This window comes from Streptomyces griseoruber, from assembly GCF_001514205.1.
In the GTDB taxonomy this organism is placed as follows: Bacteria; Actinomycetota; Actinomycetes; order Streptomycetales; family Streptomycetaceae; genus Streptomyces; species Streptomyces griseoruber.
In genome coordinates, this window is the sequence record NZ_KQ948770.1 from 90,489 (window position 1) to 110,986 (window position 20,498).

Annotated in this window: 18 protein-coding genes and 1 pseudogene; 7 read left to right on the top strand and 12 right to left on the bottom strand. The window is 71.7% G+C overall.

The window, feature by feature from the left end; translation table 11 throughout:
• Positions 1 to 267: 267 nt before the first annotated feature.
• Both AQJ64_RS21025 and AQJ64_RS46170 read left to right on the top strand, forming a co-directional pair.
• The gene (locus tag AQJ64_RS21025; RefSeq protein WP_055637088.1) at positions 268 to 1,173 is read left to right on the top strand and encodes an RNA polymerase sigma factor SigF; all 906 of its coding nucleotides are present in this window, start codon (positions 268 to 270) and stop codon (positions 1,171 to 1,173) included.
• Positions 1,174 to 1,294: 121 nt separating this feature from the next.
• Entirely contained in the window at positions 1,295 to 2,035 is a 741-nt protein-coding gene (locus AQJ64_RS46170; protein WP_079061817.1) for a hypothetical protein, read from the top strand.
• A gap of 9 nt (positions 2,036 to 2,044) precedes the next feature.
• Here the strand turns inward: AQJ64_RS46170 and AQJ64_RS21035 are convergent, their stop codons facing one another.
• Both AQJ64_RS21035 and AQJ64_RS21040 read right to left on the bottom strand, forming a co-directional pair.
• Positions 2,045 to 2,245: a hypothetical protein gene (locus AQJ64_RS21035; RefSeq protein ID WP_055637087.1), complete on the bottom strand. Its 201-nt coding sequence runs from the start codon at positions 2,243 to 2,245 to the stop codon at positions 2,045 to 2,047.
• A gap of 82 nt (positions 2,246 to 2,327) precedes the next feature.
• The gene (locus AQJ64_RS21040; protein WP_206189834.1) at positions 2,328 to 2,966 is read right to left on the bottom strand and encodes a DUF7003 family protein; all 639 of its coding nucleotides are present in this window, start codon (positions 2,964 to 2,966) and stop codon (positions 2,328 to 2,330) included.
• Positions 2,967 to 3,139: 173 nt separating this feature from the next.
• Here AQJ64_RS21040 and AQJ64_RS21045 point away from each other — a divergent pair, with 173 nt between their 5' ends.
• From AQJ64_RS21045 to AQJ64_RS21055, 4 genes and pseudogenes are all read left to right on the top strand, one after another.
• The gene (locus AQJ64_RS21045; protein WP_055637086.1) at positions 3,140 to 3,658 is read left to right on the top strand and encodes a MarR family winged helix-turn-helix transcriptional regulator; all 519 of its coding nucleotides are present in this window, start codon (positions 3,140 to 3,142) and stop codon (positions 3,656 to 3,658) included.
• 85 nt (positions 3,659 to 3,743) lie between these two features.
• Positions 3,744 to 6,149, top strand: a complete 2,406-nt coding sequence (locus AQJ64_RS21050) for an MFS transporter (RefSeq protein ID WP_055637096.1) — start codon at positions 3,744 to 3,746, stop codon at positions 6,147 to 6,149.
• A gap of 363 nt (positions 6,150 to 6,512) precedes the next feature.
• Positions 6,513 to 7,065, top strand: a pseudogene (locus AQJ64_RS52410) (YceI family protein).
• On the top strand, positions 6,978 to 7,448 hold the full coding sequence (locus AQJ64_RS21055; protein ID WP_055637084.1) for a PPOX class F420-dependent oxidoreductase: 471 nt from the start codon (positions 6,978 to 6,980) through the stop codon (positions 7,446 to 7,448). The pseudogene AQJ64_RS52410 and the gene AQJ64_RS21055 overlap by 88 nt, the downstream one beginning before the upstream one ends.
• Positions 7,449 to 7,521: 73 nt before the next feature.
• Here the strand turns inward: AQJ64_RS21055 and AQJ64_RS21060 are convergent, their stop codons facing one another.
• The 10 genes from AQJ64_RS21060 to AQJ64_RS21105 all read right to left on the bottom strand — a co-directional run bounded on the left by AQJ64_RS21060 (position 7,522) and on the right by AQJ64_RS21105 (position 19,778).
• The gene (locus tag AQJ64_RS21060; protein WP_055637083.1) at positions 7,522 to 8,286 is read right to left on the bottom strand and encodes a TetR/AcrR family transcriptional regulator; all 765 of its coding nucleotides are present in this window, start codon (positions 8,284 to 8,286) and stop codon (positions 7,522 to 7,524) included.
• An 86-nt stretch (positions 8,287 to 8,372) separates the two neighbouring features.
• Positions 8,373 to 9,269 (bottom strand): RNA polymerase sigma-70 factor, encoded by an 897-nt coding sequence (locus AQJ64_RS21065; protein ID WP_055637082.1) that lies wholly within the window; start codon positions 9,267 to 9,269, stop codon positions 8,373 to 8,375.
• Positions 9,270 to 9,299: 30 nt separating this feature from the next.
• Positions 9,300 to 10,508, bottom strand: coding sequence for an NAD(P)/FAD-dependent oxidoreductase (locus AQJ64_RS21070; protein ID WP_055637081.1), 1,209 nt, complete (start codon positions 10,506 to 10,508; stop codon positions 9,300 to 9,302).
• A 76-nt stretch (positions 10,509 to 10,584) separates the two neighbouring features.
• Positions 10,585 to 11,973, bottom strand: a complete 1,389-nt coding sequence (locus AQJ64_RS21075) for an MFS transporter (RefSeq protein ID WP_055637080.1) — start codon at positions 11,971 to 11,973, stop codon at positions 10,585 to 10,587.
• A gap of 149 nt (positions 11,974 to 12,122) precedes the next feature.
• On the bottom strand, positions 12,123 to 14,354 hold the full coding sequence (locus AQJ64_RS21080) for a glycosyltransferase family 39 protein (protein WP_059202869.1): 2,232 nt from the start codon (positions 14,352 to 14,354) through the stop codon (positions 12,123 to 12,125).
• Positions 14,351 to 15,889: a bifunctional glycosyltransferase family 2/GtrA family protein gene (locus AQJ64_RS21085; protein ID WP_055639055.1), complete on the bottom strand. Its 1,539-nt coding sequence runs from the start codon at positions 15,887 to 15,889 to the stop codon at positions 14,351 to 14,353. The genes AQJ64_RS21080 and AQJ64_RS21085 overlap by 4 nt, the downstream gene beginning before the upstream one ends.
• Before the next feature lie 14 nt (positions 15,890 to 15,903).
• On the bottom strand, positions 15,904 to 17,535 hold the full coding sequence (locus AQJ64_RS21090) for a sensor histidine kinase (RefSeq protein WP_059202870.1): 1,632 nt from the start codon (positions 17,533 to 17,535) through the stop codon (positions 15,904 to 15,906).
• On the bottom strand, positions 17,532 to 18,272 hold the full coding sequence (locus tag AQJ64_RS21095) for a response regulator transcription factor (protein WP_059202906.1): 741 nt from the start codon (positions 18,270 to 18,272) through the stop codon (positions 17,532 to 17,534). The genes AQJ64_RS21090 and AQJ64_RS21095 overlap by 4 nt, the downstream gene beginning before the upstream one ends.
• Positions 18,273 to 18,514: 242 nt before the next feature.
• Positions 18,515 to 19,396 carry a DUF2797 domain-containing protein gene (locus AQJ64_RS21100; protein ID WP_079061818.1) on the bottom strand — a complete coding sequence of 294 codons (882 nt, stop codon included), beginning with the start codon at positions 19,394 to 19,396 and terminating at the stop codon, positions 18,515 to 18,517.
• On the bottom strand, positions 19,353 to 19,778 hold the full coding sequence (locus AQJ64_RS21105) for an HGxxPAAW family protein (RefSeq protein ID WP_059202872.1): 426 nt from the start codon (positions 19,776 to 19,778) through the stop codon (positions 19,353 to 19,355). The genes AQJ64_RS21100 and AQJ64_RS21105 overlap by 44 nt, the downstream gene beginning before the upstream one ends.
• Positions 19,779 to 19,892: 114 nt before the next feature.
• On the opposite strand from AQJ64_RS21105, the gene AQJ64_RS21110 reads away from it, so the two are divergent.
• On the top strand, positions 19,893 to 20,492 hold the full coding sequence (locus AQJ64_RS21110; RefSeq protein ID WP_079061820.1) for a MarR family winged helix-turn-helix transcriptional regulator: 600 nt from the start codon (positions 19,893 to 19,895) through the stop codon (positions 20,490 to 20,492).
• Positions 20,493 to 20,498: the final 6 nt, after the last annotated feature.

Consider the following 20,498-nt stretch of genomic DNA (forward strand, 5'->3'; position numbering starts at 1 on the left):
AGCAGGAGCGAGTAGTCACCGGTGAGAGCGAATCCCTCACCAAGGCACTTCCCGACATATCTGCGCTGAAAAACCGTCACACCCTCTGTTTCCAGGGCCGATTCGTCACTGTGATGTCGACATGTCACTACAGCGTGTTGCCGACATGTGACATTCTCCTGGAAGCGCGTTTGCCGGGGCTTCGGCTCCGGTATTCAGGTGAGGGCTGACGTTCTCCACTGGCGGAGAACGAACGCCGCGACCGTCCCGCGACCCAAAGGGGGTGGCATGTCCGCAGACCAGGGCAGCTCGAAGGTGCTCACGCTCACGAAGAGCGAGACCGAGCCCGTCGCGTCTGTCGAGCCCGATGTGCTCGACGACGTCACGGCCCTCGAGGCCGCCGCGCCGGCTCCGGCCCTCCCGTCCTCCGGTGCCATCGACACCCGCACCCTGTCCCGCTCCCTGTTCCTGCGACTGGCCGCACTCGACGAGAACAGCCCCGAACGGGTCTACGTCCGGGACACCCTCATCGAGCTCAACCTCCCGCTCGTCCGCTACGCCGCCGCCCGCTTCCGCTCGCGCAACGAGCCGATGGAGGACATCGTCCAGGTCGGCACGATCGGCCTGATCAAGGCCATCGACCGCTTCGACTGCGAACGCGGCGTGGAGTTCCCGACGTTCGCGATGCCGACGGTCGTGGGCGAGATCAAGCGGTTCTTCCGCGACACCTCGTGGTCCGTCCGCGTCCCGCGCCGGCTCCAGGAGCTGCGCCTGGCCCTCACCAAGGCCAGCGACGAGCTCTCCCAGAAGCTCGACCGCTCGCCGACGGTCGCCGAACTCGCCGCGGTCCTCGGCGTCTCCGAGGAGGACGTGGTCGACGGCCTGGCCGTCGGCAACGCGTACACGGCCTCCTCGCTGGACTCCCCGGCCCCCGAGGACGACGGCGGCGAGGGCTCCCTGGCCGACCGCCTCGGCTACGAGGACACGGCCCTGGAGGGCGTGGAGTACCGGGAGTCGCTCAAGCCCCTGCTCGCGAAGCTCCCGCCGCGCGAGCGCCGCATCATCATGCTGCGCTTCTTCGCCAACATGACGCAGTCCCAGATCGGCGAGGAGGTCGGCATCTCGCAGATGCACGTCTCCCGCCTTCTGACCCGGACCCTGGCCCAGCTCCGCGAGGGCCTGATCTCGGACTGAGGTCCGGGACCACGGGTTCCCGACCGGGAGTTCCCGACCGGGAGTTCCCGGCCATGGGTTCCCGACCGGGAGTTCTCTGCCGAGGGTTCCTTACTGACGCACCGTCAGCCACACTGTCGCGATGCGCGCGACACCGGAAGGAACGTCAGAACGGTCACGCGGCCGTCGGCGCGCCCTGTGGGGCCTGTCGGCGGCCGTCGCCGTCGCGGCGGGGGCGGCGGGCGCCCTCGGGGTGTACGGCGGCGGCGGGCACGGGCGGGATTACGTCGCGGTCGGCACCGGCGGGAGACCGCCGTCGGCGGGGCCCACGGGAGGCGTACGGCTGGTGCCGCTCGACGAGCCGGCGGACATCGGCCCGTCCCCGTCACAAGCGGCGAGAACTCCGGGCGTCCCCGGGACATCGGCGGCCGGGCCGCCCTCGACGGGGGCCGACCCACCGGCACGGAGCAAGAGCACAAGCACGGGCACGGGCACGGGCACACCGCCGCAGACCCCGGGCTCTCCTCACCCGGCCGGGACCCCGTCCCCGACACCCACGCCCACCGGGACGACCGGCCCCGCCGCCCTCCTCACGAGCGACCCGGTACGCACCCCGGCCGAGCACCGCTGGTGCGAGGACGTGACGCTGACCTTCCGCAACCCGGGCGGATCCCCGGTGCGTTCGGGCGCGGTCACCTTCGGGACGCACGTCATCGACGCCCTCGGCATCGACTGGTCCACCGTCGAGTCGACGGTGGAGCTCCCCGCGCCCCTCGCTCCCGGTGAGAAGAAGGAGCGGACCTGGACGGTGTGTGTCGAGGCCTGGAGGGTGCCGCTGGGGATGCGGGTGGAGACGCGGGACGTGTCCGTGCGGTGGGAGTAGGGGTGTCGGTTACTTCAGCGCCAGCCAGGCGACCGCCGCCACGATCGCCACGGCGGCGACGATGCCGATGATCAGGCCGATGCGGGGGCCGGCCGGCGCGGGCGCCTGACGGGAGGTGGCCTGGGGGCCGCCCTCGTCGACGAACGCGCGGAACATCTGGGTGCTGCCGGCGGGGTCGTGGTTGCCCTGCGGGCCCTGGGTGTTAGCCATGGCCAGAGACCCTAGCGAAAACGGCGGCGACGGCCCAAGTGGGGGTCCCGCAAAGGCGCCCGCCGGGGCCCTGCACGGGGCCCTACAGGGTGCCCGCCTCCGGCCAGTTCGACCAGTGGGTGTTCGGCGGCAGGGTCGGGCGGTAGCGGGCCGGGTCCCCCGAGTCCAGCACCTCCGCCAGCAGGCGGAACGTCTCGTGGCCGCTGGGCAGGGTGTCCCAGAAGTCGTCGGGGTGGTTCCACTCCTCCAGCCTCAGCAGGAGCGGCAGGCCGGCGGGTATCTCCTCGCGCAGCTCCGTCTCGTCGGCCAGCAGCAGCTCCCGGTGGGCGGGGACCAGCTCCCGGAAGACCTCCTCCAGCGGTGCCCCGGCGCCGGCGGTCACCGTCAGCGGAGTGCCGCTCACCACGAGCGGGACGTCGCCGACGTACTTCTCGGCGCCCTCGGGGTCGATCTCGTCCATGTTGTCCACCCGGTCCAGGAAGGCGCCGTAGCCGGGCCCTGAGCCGGTGAGGCAGTTGCCGTAGCGGTAGAGGACGCAGGACAGGCCCGCCTCGCGCGGGTTGTAGCCGAGGATCTCCACGACCATGGCCCAGCGCGCGGCGTCGCCGAAGAGGTGGAGGCGGACGTCGACCGGGTAGACGTAGCCGTTGTTCAGGTCGGGGAACGTTCCGTTGCCCGCGTGGAGGTCGAACTGGCCGAGGATCGACGAGGTCGTCATCATGCGCCCACCCTAGGGCGGGCCACTGACAATCCCGTGATCAGCCCATCCACCTGCACATTTACCCCAGCAATACGTGCCTTTGCCAAGTTTTTGCGGCACCTCGCCCCCGCTTTATTTGCCTGCAGCAACCAACCACTCTTATGGTTGCCCCAAGCAACGAACAGGGAGGTGTGATGGCCGCGCAGGCGCAGTACGAGGAACTGGCGCGTCAGCTCAGTGCCTTCGGAGTGGTGAAGCGGGACCTCGGGCGGATCATGCCGGCCGTGTGCTCCCCCGGCTCCGCCGCCGTGCTGACCCTCCTCGGCCGCCACGGGGACATGCGCATGAGCAATCTCTCCGAGCTGCTCGCGGTGGACATGTCGGTGACCAGCCGGCATGTCGCGCACCTCGCCGAGCGGGGCTGGATCGACCGTTCCCCGGACCCGGCGGACAGGCGCTCCCGCATCCTGCACCTCACCCCCGAGGGCCGCACGGTGCTCGCCGAGCTCTACCGGCGCAGCGTGGCCCTGCTGGCGGAGCGCCTGAGCGACTGGACCGACGACGAGATCGGCCAGCTCATCCGGCTGATGAGCCGGCTGCGCGCCGGCTTCGGCGACGGCCGGAGCACCCTGCACCGGCCGCCCCCGCCGCCGGCGCCTCCCTCGCGTCCAGCGCCTCCCCCGTTGCACGAGACCACCCGTACACCCGCGTAAGAGAAGGAAGTCCATGGCAACGACCACACCGGCCGGTGTGCGGGCCCACGGCAGGCACGGGGGCGGGCACGACGCCCACGCCCCGATGACGCACCGGCAGATCATGGAGGCCCTCTCCGGCCTTCTGCTCGGCATGTTCGTGGCGATCCTGTCGTCCACGATCGTCTCCAACGCCCTCCCGGAGATCATCGGCGACCTCGGCGGCGGCCAGTCCGCCTACACCTGGGTGGTGACCGCCACCCTGCTGGCGATGACCGCGACCACCCCGCTGTGGGGCAAGCTCGCCGACCTCTACGACAAGAAGGCGCTCGTCCAGATCGCGCTGGTCATCTACGTCCTCGGATCGGCGGCGGCCGGCCTCTCGCAGAACCCCGGCATGCTGATCGCCTGCCGTGTCGTCCAGGGCGTCGGCGTCGGCGGTCTCTCCGCCCTCGCGCAGATCGTGATGGCCGCGATGATCTCGCCGCGGGAGCGCGGCCGTTACTCCGGCTACCTCGGCGCCACCTTCGCCGTCGCCACCGTCGGCGGCCCGCTGCTCGGCGGGGTCATCACCGACACCTCCTGGCTGGGCTGGCGCTGGTGCTTCTACGTCGGCGTCCCCTTCGCCGTGATCGCGCTGATCGTGCTCCAGAAGACCCTGCACCTTCCGGTCGTGAAGCGGGACGTGAAGGTCGACTGGGCCGGCGCGTTCTTCATCTCCGCCGCCGTCTCCCTGCTGCTCGTCTGGGTCACCTTCGCGGGTGACAAGTACGACTGGCTGTCCTGGCAGACGTACACGATGGTCGCCGGGTCGGTCCTGCTCGGACTGGTCTTCGTGTTCGTCGAGTCCAGGGCGAGCGAGCCGATCATCCCACTGCGGCTGTTCCGCAACCGGACGATCACCCTCTCCTCCATCGCCTCGATGTTCGTGGGCGTGGCGATGTTCTCCGGCACGGTGTTCTTCGCCCAGTACTTCCAGCTCGCGCGCGACGAGTCGCCGACCATGTCCGGGGTGCTGACCATCCCGATGATCGGCGGTCTGTTCGTCTCCTCCACCGTCTCCGGGCAGTTCATCACCCGCACCGGCAAGTGGAAGGCCTGGCTGGTCAGCGGCGGTGTGCTCATCACGGCGGGCCTCGGTCTGCTGGGCACCATCCGCTACGACACGGACTACTGGAAGACCGCGGTCTTCATGGCGCTGCTGGGTCTCGGCGTCGGCATGATGATGCAGAACCTGGTGCTGTCCACGCAGAACCAGGTGGAGCCGAAGGACCTCGGCTCGGCCAGCTCGACCGTCACCTTCTTCCGCTCCCTCGGCGGTGCGATGGGCGTCTCGGCGCTCGGTGCCGTCATGGCGAACCGCATCACCGACTACGCCAAGGACGGCATCGCCGGTCTCGGCCCGAAGTACGCCGCGCTCGCGTCCGGTTCCAGCTCCTCCGGCACGATCCCGGACATGGACAAGCTGCCCGCGCCGCTGCGCACGGTCATGGAGGACGCGTACGGCCACGGCATCGCGGACGTCTTCCTGATCGCCTCGGCGCTGGCCCTGCTCGCCTTCCTGATCACGCTGTTCATCAAGGAGGTCCCGCTGCGGACCAAGGGCGCGCTGGCCCACGCGGCGGAGGGGGAGAGCGAGGCGCAGACCCCGGCCGAGGCCGAGGCCGCCGCGCCGACCGAACCGCGGACGCCCAGCTGGGCCGCCGACACCGCCGACACCGCCGACACGCCCGTCCAGGAGTCCGGCGCCGCGGGTGTCCCGGTCAGCGGTTTCGTCCGGGGCGCCGAGAGCACGCCGGTCCCGCGGGCCGCCGTCACGCTGATCTCCCTGGCCGGACGCCAGCTGGGCCGGTCGGTCGCGCAGGCCGACGGCGCCTACGCGCTGGACACGCCCGGGACGGGGTCGTACGTCCTGATCGCCTCGGCGGACGGGTTCCAGCCGCAGGCGTCCACGATCGTCGTGCACGACGAGCCGCTCGCGTACGACATCCTGCTCGGCGGGACCAGCGGCCTCACCGGGGTCGTCCGGGCCACCGGGTCGGGTGCGGGCGTCAAGGACGCGATGGTCGTCGTCACCGATGTGCGCGGCGAGCTGCTGGCCACCGCGGCCACCGGTGACCAGGGCGAGTTCGCCGTCACCGAGCTGGTGCCGGGTGCCGTGACCGTCGCGGTGAACGCCGCCGGGTTCCGGCCGCGCGCCCAGCCGGTCGAGATCGGCGGGACCGGGGTGACCCGGGTGGAGGTCGGGCTGGACGCGGGCGCCCGGCTCCAGGGGGTCGTGCGGGCGCCGCACGGGCCGCTGGCCGACGCGCGGGTGACGCTCGTGGACGCGGCGGGCAACGTGGTGGGCACGGCCACGACCGGCGCGGACGGGGCGTACGCCTTCGCGGACCTGGACGGCGGCGAGTACACGGTCATCGCGACCGGCTATCCGCCGGCGGCCGGCGCGGTGACGGTGGCCGGGGCCGGCGTGGACGGCCATGACATCGAGCTCGCCCACCCCGGCGAGTGACCGACCGGCAATCGCTCCGGCCCGGTGCGGGGTTCGCCCCCGCGCCGGGCCGGTTCCAGTCGAGGAGCAGGTGAGAGGGGACTGACCGCGAGGATCCGCACGCGGGACGGCTGGGCCGTGTCGCACGCGGTCTCCCCCACTCTCGGCTTCGCCCGAGCGGGAGGCACCCCCCATCGGTGACCGACATGACCGGTGCGCAGGTGCTGCGGGCCGAGGCGGACGACGAGGGCGTCGTACGGGACGCGTCGGGGCTCGCGCCGGGGCCGTACACCGTGATCGTCACGGCCGTCGGGTACGGGCCCGTCCACGCGCTCGTCACCGCGAGCGGACGGGTGGACGTGGGCGGTGTGACGCTGAACCGGTGTGCGGGGCCGGTTCACCGACTTCTCGGCGGCGATCCAGATCGCCCCGGACGACGTCACCCGGTCACGGGTGGAGGCGGTGATCCGGGCGGACTCCATCGGCACCGGCAACGGCACGCGCGACACGCATCTGCGGTCGGCGGACTTCCTGGACGTGGCGAAGCACCCCGAGATCACCTACCGCTCGACCGGGCTCACGGTCGCGGGCCCGGACCGCTGGACCGTCCACGGGCGAGCTGTCCCTGCGCGGTGTCGTACGGCCCGTCGACCTGGACCTCGCCCACCTCGGCACCGGCGCCGACCCCTGGGGCGGCACCCGCGCCGCCTTCCGCGCGACGGCCGAACTCCACCGCGAGGACGTCGCGATGAACTACAACCAGGTCGTCCGGGCGGGCATCGCCGCGATCGGTACGACGCCGAGGGTGGGGTCACCTACGGAGGCCGCGCCTCCGCCTAGGCTGACGGCATGGCACCGAACATCGCGACCAACACCGCCGTCTCGCTCGACGAGCTGCTGGAGTTCGTACGACCCCGTCACCGCGCGATCCTGCTGACCCGGCGGGGTGACGGCGGGCCGCAGGGGTCGCCGCTGACCTGCGGCGTCGACGACTCGGGGCGGATCGTCGTCTCCACCTACCCCGAGCGGGCCAAGACGCGCAACGCCAAGCGGGACGAGCGGGTGAGCCTGCTCGTGCTGAGCGACGACTGGGACGGACCGTGGGTGCAGATCGACGGGACGGCCGAGGTGCTCGACGTGCCGGAGTCCGTCGAGCCGCTGGTGGAGTACTTCCGGAACATCGCGGGTGAGCACCCCGACTGGGAGGAGTACCGGGCGGCGATGGTGCGGCAGGGGAAGTCGATCATCCGGATCACTCCGGTGCGGTGGGGGCCGGTCGCGACCGGCGGCTTTCCCGCTCGGCTTGTTTCGGGGGGCTGATCTGCGGGTGCGGGTTCGTTGGGGCTGGTAGCGCCCACGCGGCGGAGCCGCATGTCGGTACAGCCCCGCGGCACTAGCCGGCCTTCGCTGCCATGGCCTCGATGCCTGCGATCAGCAAGTCCAGGGCGTACTCGAAGTCCCTCTCCCACATCTCCTCGACCGTGTCGCCGCCCCGGGCCTCCATGATGTCCTCGCTCTCCTTGACGACGTCGGCGGCCTGGGGGGCCTGGATCACCGTGGTGAGGGCCTGGCGGAAGTAGGCGTCGGGGGTCAGGCCGACGGCCGCGGAGCGGGCGATGAAGTGGCCCTCGATCGTGCCGAAGCCGTACACGAACTGGAAGACGGAGGAGATGGCCGCCGCCAGCCCGTGGGTGGGCAGGCCGGTGCGGCGGACCACCTGCTGGACGGTGCGGGAGAACGCGAGGTTGTTCGGGCCGATGTTGAGGAACGTGCCCGCCAGCGGTGACACCCAGGGGTGGCGGACCAGCAGGGCGCGGTAGGAGCGGGCCAGGGCGCGCACCTGGTCGCGCCAGTCCTCGTCCTCGTCCGCCGGGTCGGGCAGCTCCATGCCCTCGAAGGTCGCGTCCAGGGCGAGTTCGAGGAGGTCGTCCTTGGTGTCGACGTACCAGTACACGGACATCGCCGTCACGTTGAGCTCGGCCGCCAGCCGCCGCATGGAGAACTTGGCGAGGCCCTCCGCGTCCAGCAGCCGTACGGTGACCTCGGTGATCCGGGTCCGGTCCAGCCCGGAGGGCTGGCCGCCGCCCCTGCCGCGCCGCCGTGCCTTGCCCTCCAGCCACACGCTGTGGTGCGGGGCGTCCTTGGCGGTCTCGGCCATGGCAGGGCACCTTCCTCGTCGTCCGGTACGGGGAACTGTGTTCCGGTACTGAGGAAGATGCTAGGCCTGCCCGGGGCGGCCGGTGCTCAGCGCAGGGTGAGCGGGGTCTCGGAGTCGACTCGGGTCAGTTTCTCCGGGTTGCGGACGTAGTAGAGGCCGGTGATGCGGTCGTCCTCGAAACGGATCGCGACGACACCGTCGATCTCGCCGTCCACCCGCAGGACGAGCGCCGGGCTGCCGTTGACCATGGTGAACTCGCTGGTGAGGGTCGCCTGGTGCCGACGAGCGCCGCCGATGACGAAGCGGGCCACCTTGAGGGCGCCGGTGATCGGCCGGGGCGCGGCCTGCCTGAGCCCGCCGCCGTCGCTCAGCATGACGACGTCCGGGGAGAGCACGTCCAGGAAGCCCTGGAGGTCCCCGGTGGTGAGCGCGTGCTGGAACGACTCCAGGGCGGCCCGGGTCCTGCGCTCGGAGACCGCCTCGCGCGGGCGGCGGGCATCGACGTGCCGGCGGGCGCGGTGCGCGATCTGGCGGACGGCGGCGGGGCTCTTGTCGACGGCGGCGGCGATCTCGTCGTAGCCGACGTCGAAGACCTCGCGCAGCACGAAGACGGCCCGCTCGGTCGGCGACAGCGTCTCCAGGACAAGCATCAGCGCCATCGACACGCTCTCGGCGAGTTCGACGTTCTCGGCCACGTCGGGGGTGGTGAGCAGCGGCTCGGGCAGCCAGGGGCCGACGTACGCCTCCTTGCGGCGGGTCAGGGTGCGCAGCCGGTTGAGGGCCTGCCGGGTGGTGATCCGGACGAGGTACGCGCGCCGGTCGCGCACCTCGTCCAGATCGGCGTCGACCCAGCGCAGCCAGGTCTCCTGCAGCACGTCCTCGGCGTCGGCCGCCGAGCCGAGCATCTCGTAGGCGACGGTGAAGAGCAGGTTGCGGTGGGCGACGAACGCCTCGGTCGCCGGGTCGGTGGTGTGATCGTCCATGTTCGGGTGCCTCCCCCGTCCGGGTGCGGCTCAGACCGTGTGTTCGGCGGTTGCCGGAGTGCCGTCGTGCTGGGCCCGCAGCTGCTCCTGGCGGCGCCTGCCTTCCTTGAACATCTTGTGCAGACGGTACGAGCCGGGCTTGCGGGCCTCGTCCGCCAGTTGCTTGACGGTGCCCTTGCAGATGAACTCCTTGACCTTGGCGCCGGACCGGCCGCCGAGGTGGATGCCCTTCGCGGCATCCTCCTTGTCGGCGAACTGGAAGATGCCGAAGCGTCGGCCCAGGCTGATGCACTGGCCGGCGAACCCGATGGTGAGGGTCGCGGGGCGCTCGCCGTCGATCCGGCTGAGGACCGTGTCGGCGGCGTGGGCGCCCAGCGGGCCCGCGGCCTGGCAGCTCATCCGCAGCGGCAGGTCCGAGGGCGCCGCCGAGTCCCCGGCCGCGACGATGTGCGGGTCGTCGACGCTGGTCAGCGTCTCGTCGGTGAGCAGACGGCCGAGGGCGTCGGTGCTCAGGCCGCTGCGTACGGCCAGGTCCGGCACCCCGAAGCCGGCGGTCCAGACGGTGACCTCGCTCGGCAGCTCACGGCCGTCGGCGAGCCGTACGGCGTCCCGGGTCACGGCCGTCACCTTCGTGCCGGGGCCGTCGAGGACGGTCACCCCGAGCGCGGCCAGCCGTCCGGCGACCGAGCGCCGGCCCCGCGGGTGCAGGTAGGGGCCGAGGACCCCGCCGCAGACCAGGGTCACCGCGCGGCCCTGCTCGGCCAGCTCGGCGGCGGTCTCGATACCGGTCGGGCCGGCTCCGACGACGGTCAGCGGGGCCTTCGCGGACGCGGCCTCGACGACCGGCCGCAGTCGCCAGGCGTCCTCCAGGGTGGCGATCGGGTGGGCGAACTCGGCCGCTCCGGGCACGCGCGGGTCGGCGCTGCCGCTGCCCACCGCGTAGACCAGGTGGTCGTAGCGGACGGTGCCGCCGTGCTCCAGCGTCAGGGCGCGGCCGGCCGCGTCGATCCGGGTCACGGTGTCGACGACCAGCCGGACGCGCTCGCCGAGGACCTCCTTGTAGTCGGTGACGGCGGCATGGGTCCCGGCCACGAGCTGGTGCAGCCGGATCCGCTCGACGAAGGACGGGCGCGGGTTGATCAGCGTGACGTTCACGTCGTCGCGGCTCGTCAGGCGGTTGGCGGCCATGACGCCGGCGTAGCCCCCGCCGATCACGACGACTTCGGTGTTCTCGCTCACGGTGTCTCCTCCGGTTCCAGGGGGTTCGGCCACAAGACACCGGGGGCCCGCTCCGTGTGACAGCGGGTGATGCAGGTCACATGAGAGCGGGCTGTTTCTCCTTGTCCGCCCTGCGCAGCAGCCCCGCCGCCACCAGTCCTCCGCCCAGCACGGCGACCGCCCCCACCAGCAGGCCCGCGCCGAGCCCGTCCGACAGCGACTTGCCCGAGGTCAGGGAGGAGCTGAGTACGGCGCCCAGGACGGCGACACCGAGACCGTTGCCGAACTCCGCCAGCGTGCCGTTGACGCCCGCGCCCACGCCCGCCTTCTCGGGCGGTATCGCGCTCATGACCGCGTGGGCCATGGCCGGGTTGGCGACCGCGCAGCCGACGCCGATGAGCACCAGACCGGCCGCGACACCGCCGTATCCCTCGCCGCTGAACGCGATCGAGACGAGCCCGACCGCCATCAGCACCATGCCGGCCAGCACCGCCGGCGGGGCCCCGAGCCGCACGGTCGCCTTCGCCGCCAGCCCGCTGAAGTTGAGCACGACGACGGTCAGCGCCAGCGGCGCGGTGCGCAGGCCCGCCTCCAGGGGGCCGTATCCGAGGACGGACTGGAGGTGCTGGGTGAGCAGGAAGAGCGCGCCGCCCATGCCGAAGGTGATCAGGACGGCCCCGCCGACCGCGCCGGTGAACCGGCGGTCGCGGAAGAACGCCAGGTCGAGCATGGGGTACGGGATCCGGCTCTCCCAGCGGGCGAACAGCGTGAGGACGACGGCGGCGACCGCCGCGCTCACCAGCACCCGGGCCGAGGTCCAGCCGTGGGTGGGGCCGGAGATGATCGCGAGGACCAGCGAGGCCATGCCGATCGTGGACAGGAGCGCGCCGAGCAGGTCGGGGCGGTCGCCCTGGGGGTTCCTGGACTCGGGGACCAGGGCGAGGACCGCCACGAGCGCGAGCGCCGCGACCGGCAGGTTGATCAGGAAGATCGCGCCCCACCGGAAGTGGTCGAGCATGAAGCCGCCGACGAGCGGGCCGGTGGCGAAGCCGAGCGCGTTCACCGCGGCCCAGATCCCGATCGCCCGGGGCTGCTCCTCGGGCGCGAAGATCTGCATCGCCACGGCGAGGGTGGTGGTGAGCAGCAGCGCGCCGCCCACGCCCATGCCGGCCCGGGCGGCGATCAGTTGCGCGGAGGTGGTGGCGAACCCGGCCACCGCCGAACCCGCGCCGAACAGGGCGAGGCCGGTGGCCAGCATCTTCTTTCGGCCGTAGCCGTCGGCGGCGCTGCCCGCGGTGAGCAGCAGACCGGACTGGACGAGCGAGTACGCGTTGATCATCCACTGGATGTCGGCGGTGCTCGCGTCCAGCTCCCGGGTGAGGGAGGGGATCGCGACGTTCAGGATCGTGTTGTCGAGCAGCACGGTGAGCTGCGCGAGACAGATCACGGCGAGGATCAGCCAGCGCCGGGGGTGGGAGGTAGTCACGCTCTACACCGTAGAGTCATTGCTATACACCGTACAACCAAGTTACCTGGTTACCTGGTTACCTGGTCACGAAGAAGAGCGGTGGCTCATGCCACCGCTCTTCTCTCAACCGGCCTTCTCTCAACCGGCCTTCTCTCAACCGGCCTTCGTCAGCTGCTCGCCTTCTGCGTCAGGTCGTAGAAGGTGGCCGAACCCACCGTCACCTTCTTGAAGTTGGCCTCGACCCAGGAGGTGATCTGCGAGGACGTGCCGCTGCTGCTGCCGCCCATGCCACCGCCGGTGCCGCTGCTGATGAAGTAGTGGATCTTTCCATCGGCCACGTACTGCTTGAACTGCGCCAGCGTCGGGGACGGGTCGGTGCCGTTGAAGCCGCCGATCGCCATGACCGCGTCGCCGGTCGCGAGCTGGTAGCTGGCGGCGTTCTGGGCGCCGATCGCGGCCGCGGCCCAGGTGTACTTGCCGGAGTCCGCCTCCAGCAGCTTCTTGGCCTCGTCGGTGACGCTCGCGCCGTTCAGCAGGCCGCCGACGCCACCGCCGCCGCCCATGCCGCCGCCGCCGCCGGTCTGGCCGCCGGGACCGCCCTGCTGCTGGTTCTGCTGGCCCTGGCTGTTGCCGTTGCCGTTCTGCTGGTTCTGGGTGGAGCCGTTGCCGTTCTGCTGGCCCGGCATGCCGCCGCCCATGCCGCCGCCGGGGAAGCCCTGGCCCTGCTGGTTCTGGGTGTTGCCGTTGCCGTTCTGCTGGTTCTGGCCCTGCTGGCCGCCCATGCCGCCGCCGAAGCCGCCCCGGCCGCCGCCACCGCCCGGACCGCCGCCCATCATGGACGCGCCCGACGGGCCCGCCGTGACGATGGAGCCGGTGTGGCCCGTCTGGAGGGTGCTGAGGGTGTACGCGGTCGGACCGGCCAGGGAGGCGACCAGACCGACGGAGGCCGCCGCGAGGGCGAGCTGACGGTTGATCCGGCCCGCGAAGACCAGGCCCAGCGCGGCGGCCAGACCGCCGATCAGGACCAGCCACTTCAGCCAGGGCAGGTAGTCCGAGGTGCGGTTGAGCAGGACGTACGACCAGGAGGCCGCCGCCACGACCGAGGCCGCGAGGGTGATCGAGGCCCACAGCTCGGACCGCTTCTCCCACAGCAGACCCGCGCCCATGCCGATCACGGCCGCCATGTAGGGGGCGAGGGCCACCGTGTAGTACTGGTGGAAGATGCCCGCCATGTAGCTGAAGACGACCATGGTGATCAGCAGCGAGCCGCCCCAGACGAGGAACAGACCGCGGGTGGCCGAGGTGCGCTTCAGCTTGCGGGTGGCCACCAGACCGGCGACCAGCAGGACCAGCGCGGCCGGCAGCAGCCAGGAGATCTGGCCGCCGATCTCGGAGTTGAACATCCGGTCCCAGCCGGTCTCGCCCCACTGGCCGGTGTTGCCGCCGCCACCGCCGCCGACGCTGCCGGTCTCCTCGCCGTTGAGGCGGCCGAGACCGTTGTAGCCGAAGGTCAGCTCCAGGAAGGAGTTGTTCTGCGAGCCGCCGATGTACGGGCGGGAGGAGGCGGGCCACAGCTCGACGATCGCCACCCACCAGCCGCCGGACGCGATCAGCGCACCGGTGGCCAGGGCCAGCTGGCCGAACCGCTTCCTCACGCTCACCGGCGCGCAGACCGCGTAGACGATCGCGAGCGGCGGGAGGATCAGGAACGCCTGGAGCGTCTTGGCGAGGAACGCGAAACCGATCGCGACCCCGGCCCACACCAGCCACTTCGTGCGGCCGTCCTCCACCGCGCGGGCGGTGAAGTAGCAGGCCACGGCCATCAGCAGGGCCAGCATCGCGTCCGGGTTGTTGAACCGGAACATCAGCGCGGCGACGGGGGTGAGAGCGAGCACGGCGCCCGCGATCAGACCGGCCGGGGCACTGAACCGGCGGCGCACGGAGGCGTAGACGACGGCGACCGTGCCGACGCCCATCAGCACCTCGGGGGCGAGGATCGCCCAGGAGTTCAGGCCGAAGATCCTGACCGACAGGGCCATCGGCCACAGCGAGGCCGGGGGCTTGTCGACGGTGATGGCGTTGCCCGCGTCCAGCGAGCCGAAGAAGAAGGCCTTCCAGGACTGGCTGCCCGCCTGGACGGCCGCCGAGTAGAAGGAGTTGGCGTACCCGGAGGCGCTCAGGTTGTACAGGTAGAGGAGGAGGGTGGCGAGGAGCAGACCGAGGAAGGCCGGGCGGGCCCAGCGGGGGTCCTCGGGGCGGCCGCGCCAGAGTCTGCGGAGGAGGGGCTGCTTCGGCTCACCCGACTCGGGGGCCGGGGCGGCCGGCTGCTGCGGCTCCGTCGCCGGAGGGGCAGTGGGGGGCGGGCCCCAGGCCGTCGGTTGGTCGAGATGGGTGGTCATCGGGGGTCCCCCGGGTCGGTGTCGTGAGGGCGCACCGGCTGCAGTCGCATGGTGGCGTCCCTCCAGGTGCCGTCCGCGGCTTCACCGGCGCGGAACTGGGTGGTCTCTTGGGTGGCGGTGGTGTTCCGGTACGGCAAGGCGTACGCCGGGGCCTGGCCCGGCGAGCCGTACGCCGGTGCGGACGGACGGGCCGGGTGCCGCGGCCCGTACGCCGGTGCGGCCGGGTACGGCGTCGGCTGTGCCGGGAGGGGGGAGGCGACCACGGTCGACGCCGGGTCGTCGTCCTCGTTGTCCTCCCGTCGGTCCGAGAACACCCACGCGCGGAAGAGCAGGAAGCGCAGGACCGTCGCCGCGAGGTTGGCGGCGATGAGCACCGCGAGTTCGGTGGAGTGCGCGGGCTGGGTCGTCGCCGCGTTCAGGGCGACGAGCGAGCCGCTGGTCAGCGCCAGGCCGATACCGAAGACGACCAGGCCCTGCGCCTGGTGCTTGACGGCCCCGCCGCGGCCGCGGACCCCGAAGGTCAGCCGGCGGTTGGCGGCGGTGTTGGCGATCGCGGACACCAGCAGGGCGAGCGCGTTGGCGAACTGCGAGCCCGTGAACTGGCGGAAGCCGCTGTAGAGCAGCAGGTAGAACAGGGTGGACAGACCGCCCACGACACAGAAGCCGACGAGCTGGCGGGCCAGCCCCTTGGGCACGTCCTGGATCTCGCGGTCGCGCGGGTCGTCACCGAAGGGGCGCGCGAGCCGGTCGAGCGAGAGGGAGCCGGTGGCGAGGGCCTTGCCCACGCGCCACACGCCCTTGAGGTCGTCGGTGGCGGTCTTCACGATGTGCACCGTGGAGTCCGGGTCGTCGACCCAGTCGACGGGCACCTCGTGGATCCGCAGACCGGCCCGCTCGGCGAGCACCAGCATCTCCGTGTCGAAGAACCAGCCGGTGTCCTCCACCAGGGGGAGCAGCACCTGGGCGACATCACGGCGGATCGCCTTGAAGCCGCACTGGGCGTCCGAGAAGCGGGCCTGGAGCGAGCCGCGCAGGATCAGGTTGTACGCGCGGCTGATGAACTCCCGCTTCGGGCCGCGCACCACGCGCGAGCTGCGGGAGAGCCGGGAGCCGATCGCCAGGTCGGAGTGACCGGAGATCAGCGGGGCCACCAGCGGCAGCAGCGCGTTGAGGTCGGTGGACAGGTCCACGTCCATGTACGCGAGGATCGGGGCGTCCGAGGCCGACCAGACGGTCCGCAGCGCACGGCCGCGGCCCTTCTGCTCGAGCCGGAAGTTCCGGACCTCCGGGATCCGCGTCTCCAGCCGGCGCGCCACCTCGGGGGTGGTGTCGGTCGACGCGTTGTCCGCGATCGTGATGCGGAAGGTGTACGGGAACGTACGCGCCAGGTGGTCGTGCAGTCTCTCGACGCACGGCTGGAGGTCCTTCTCCTCGTTGTAGACGGGGATCACTACGTCCAGGACAGGCGTACCGGCTGTGGCGGCCGGGAGGTGCTCCCGCGCCGGCAGGGTGCCGGGAGAAGAGTCGGTTCGCATGTCAACGACTTTCGTCAAGCGCCCTGTTGCACCCATGTGGTGGCACTGTGTTCGACCTGTGAGTCCAGTTGCCAGTTCGTTTCGGGCGCGGGCTGGGGCACGGCGGGGGCAAGGGCGGGCAAATGCACCGTGAAGACGGTCTGCCCGGGCACGCTGTCCACCGTCACGGCACCGCCGTGCGCGGTCGCCACGGCCTGCACGATGGCGAGACCGAGGCCGGTGGAGCCGGTGGAGCGGGAGCGCGCCGAGTCGCCCCGGGCGAACCGCTCGAAGACGTGCGGCAGCAGGTCCGGCGGAATGCCCTGACCGTTGTCCTGGACGTCCACGCACAGCCAGGGTCCGCGCCGTTGCACCCGTGCGGTGACGGTCGTCCCGGGCGGGGTGTGCGTACGGGCGTTGGCCAGCAGGTTCACGAGCACCTGCTGGAGGCGGGCCGAGTCGGCGGAGACGAGCGCGGGCTCGTCGGGCAGTTCGAGCCGCCAGACGTGGTCGCGGCCGGCCGCGCGGGCGTCGCTGATCGTGTCGATGACCAGCGGTACGAGGTCGGTGTGCTCGAACTGGAGCGGGCGCCCGGCGTCGAGGCGCGCGAGCAGCAGCAGGTCCTCGACGAGGAGGGTCATCCGCCCGGCCTCGGACTCGATGCGGCCGAGGGCGTGCTTGGTGTCGGGGCCGACCTCCTCGCGTCCGCGGCGGGTCAGCTCGGCGTAGCCGCGGATGGACGCGAGCGGCGTCCTCAGCTCATGGCTGGCGTCCGCGACGAACTGCCGGACCCGCATCTCGCTCTCCTGGCGGGCGTGCAGGGCGCCGTGGACGTGGTTCAGCATCCGGTTCAGCGCGGCGCCGACCTGGCCGACCTCGGTGTGCGGGTCCGTCTCCGACTCGGGCACCCGCTCGCTGAGGTTGACCTCACCGGTGTGCAGGGGCAGCTCGGAGACCCGGGTCGCCGTCGCGGCGACCTTGCGGAGCGGTCGCGTGGCGACGTTGACCATGACGGTCCCGGCGAGACCCGCGGCGACGAGACCGGCGACGGTGAGGCTGATCTCGACGATGATCAGGGTGTTGATGGTGTTGTCGACGTCGGAGGTGGGGATGCCGACGTAGTAGCTGCCGTTCTTGCCGTTGATGGACTGGACCAGGTAGGTGCCGAGGCCCGGGATCTCGACGGTGTGGGGCCTCTGGTCCTGTGAGACCGCGCCGAGTGCCTTCATCTGGGCCTCGTTGAGGTCCACCGGGTCCATCCGGGCGACGCCGTCGGCGTCGTTCTTCTTGGTGCCGACCTTGCCACTGGTGATCGAGCCGTTCTCGATCTTGGCCGCAAGGGTCTTCTGCGGTCCCGGGCCCTGGACGACCTCGTCGAGCTTGGTCCCCTGGGGTGCGTTGCTGTCGGTGGTGCCGTTGCCGTTCTTGACACCGCCCTTGCCTCCGGGGCCTCCGACGGGCCCGCCCGAGGCGCGCATGGCGGACTCCTTGAGGGAGCCTTTCAACTGCCCGTAAAGGTGATCCCGAAGGACCAGCGTGGTGACCGTCCCGATCACCGCGCACACCACGGCGATCAGCGTCACGGACACGACGACGAGCCGGGTCCGCAGGGTGCGCGGCTTTCCCGCTCGTCGCTTCTGCGGACGCGGCCGTCGTCGCCCGCTCATGACGCGGCGGGCTTGATCAGGTAACCGGCCCCACGCCGGGTGTGGATCATCGGCTCCCGGCCGGCGTCTATCTTGCGGCGCAGGTAGGAGATGTACAGCTCGACCACGTTGGCCTGGCCGCCGAAGTCGTACGACCACACCCGGTCCAGGATCTGCGCCTTGCTGAGCACACGCCGCGGGTTGCGCATCAGGAAGCGCAGCAGCTCGAACTCGGTGGCGGTGAGGTGGATGTTGTCCCCGGCCCGCGAGACCTCGTGGCTGTCCTCGTCGAGGGTGAGGTCACCGACGACGAGCACGGAGTCGGAGCGCCGGTCGGCGGCACCGGAGCGCCGGATGAGACCGCGCAGCCGGGCCACGACCTCTTCGAGGCTGAACGGCTTGGTGACGTAGTCGTCGCCACCGGCGGTGAGACCGGCGATACGGTCCTCGACGGCGTCCTTGGCGGTGAGGAACAGGACGGGGACGTCCGGCAGCTCACGGCGCAGCCGGCCCAGGACGGTCAGCCCGTCCATGTCGGGCAGCATCATGTCGAGGACGACCGCGTCGGGACGGAACTCCCGGGCGGTCTGGATGGCACCGGTGCCGTCGCCCGCGCTCCGGATCTGCCATCCCTCGTAGCGCAGGGCCATGGACAGCAGTTCGGTGATCGACAGCTCGTCGTCCACCACAAGCACTCGGACGGGGCTCCCGTCCGGCCTCAGCAGTTCGGTGCGCCCCTGGGGCGAGGTCGTGGTCATGGGGAACACCATGTCGGTGTCCTCTGAGAGCACTCTTTCGACAACCTGTGATTTCCCTGAGAAACTCACAGGAGCCTCTCAGGCAATGCCTGGCAACCCCTGACGCCGAGTTGATCTCGGGCGGCTCCGGCCCTGCTCACCGCCCATCGCCCCCGATCAGCCCGGTACGGACCGCCCGGACCCGTGGCTGTGCTCCACCTGGGTAACGCGCAGGCCGTACCGCTCAGTTCCGGCCGGACCCTTCAGAAAAGGCCGTCCTGTGCATGCCCGGCCGCCCTGAACTCCCGCACCGGAAGCCGCACCTCCAGCCCTCCTTCGCAGCCGACCGGAACCAGCCCCCACCCCCTCATCAACCGGGTGTCCAGCACGATCACCCCCTCCCCGCTCGCCAGATGAAGATCGGGCCCGGCCGCGGCCACCAGCTCCCCGCCCACCGCGCCGCCCGCGACCAGCTCGGTCACCTCGCCCCGGGCCGCGGGTGCCGTGTCGAGGCCGAACGCCCGCAGATGGTCGACGCCTTCGAAGGGCGCCCGGGTCAACGACTCCGGCCACTGGGCCAGTTCCACGGCCCGCCCGTGCAACTCCCTGATCTCACGGACCCGCTCCTCCTCGTCCTCCGGGAGCGCGGCCCGCACCGCCCGCTTCTCGGCGTACGGAATCCGGTCCGGCACCCGCAGCGCCGCCCGCAGCAGCTCCTCGGTCCGCCGGGCGGCCATCAGCGGTCCGCTGCCCAGCCAGCTGAAGCAGACCGCCCCCTGCTCCAGCAGCCGCGCCGGCCCCCGCTCGACCGCCGTGATCCCGACCTTGACCAGTCCCGGCCCGAACCACGCCAGATACACCCGGTACGGCCGCGGATCGTCGGCGATCCCGTCCGCGGCGACGGAATGCGCCCGGTCCAGCCGCGCACACTCCTCGCACCGCGCCCCCGTGCTCCTCCCCGACACCGCCGCCCGCACCGGGCACGCATGCCCCCGAGCCCCGACACATCCCCGCACACCCCCTTCCGCGACCGCGAAGGCCACCCGCTTCCCCCGGGACAGCGGACTGCGCCGACCCCCGTCCCACAGCAGCGCGGGACCCTCAGCCGCCCATCGCAGCCCCGCGCACCTCCATGCCCGTGCCATCGCCCACCACGCTAACCTCCGCCTCTGACAACGGGCTCCGACCTGCGGCTTCCCGCCTGGCTTCCCGGCCGGCCCGCCGCGCGGCGGGCCGGCCGGCGAGCAGGCAACCGACGCAGCCCGGATGACCGCGCCGGGCCGACGCGTCCCGCACCCGCATCCCCCACTCCGCCCGGGGCCGCACCCCCGGTGGCTTGCCCCACCCGGTCAGATGCAGCGCCCAGGTGACCAGCGCGCTCACCGCCACCACGGCACCCCCGCCGACCAGCAGAGCGGGGGAGACGGCACACACCCCGACCCCCATCACCGCGGTCCCGGCGGTCGCGATCCCGACGCCGGTCCAGCCGGCGACCGTGTGCCCCTCGTCGTACTGATGACCCGCCATGCCATTCCCTCACCATCTAAGAGGTTGATGTCTTGAACCTCTTACAAGGTAAGAGAAACCGAAAGCAGATAACAAGGACCCAGCACGAACCCTCCGAGAGGAATCCCGCCCGCGATGACAGCCCAGCCACCCCGCCCCCGCCCCGCGGCGACCCCCGCCCAGGCGATCTCGGCCATGGACGACCTCATCGCGGCGAGCATGATCGGCCAGCAGGAGATGGCCCAGCGCCTCGGCCTGAACGTCACCGACCTGACCTGTTTCGGCTACGTCCTCCAGGCGGGCGAGAACCTGCTGACGGCAGGCGAGTTGGCGACCCGGGTGCACGTCACCACCGGCGCGGTCACCGGCATCCTGAACCGGCTGGAACGCGCCGGTTACGTCACCCGGCGCCCCGATCCCCAGGACCGCCGCAGGGTCCGCGTGGCCGCCGTACCCTCCGCCGTGGCCCGGGCGTACGCGCTCTACCAGCCGTACTACGACCGCCTGAACGATCTCTTCGCGGACTACTCCCCGGAGGAGATCGCGGTGCTGGCGGACTGGTTCACCCGGGCGACGGTACTGGCGAACGCGTACCGCGAGGAGCGCCGCGCCGACGAGGGCGGGAACAGGGACGGGGACGGGGACGGGGGCGGACTCGCGGACGCGGGGGACGCGGAGGACGCGGAGGACGCGGGGGACGCGGAGGACGCGGAGGACGCGGGAGACGCCGTATGAAGGCCG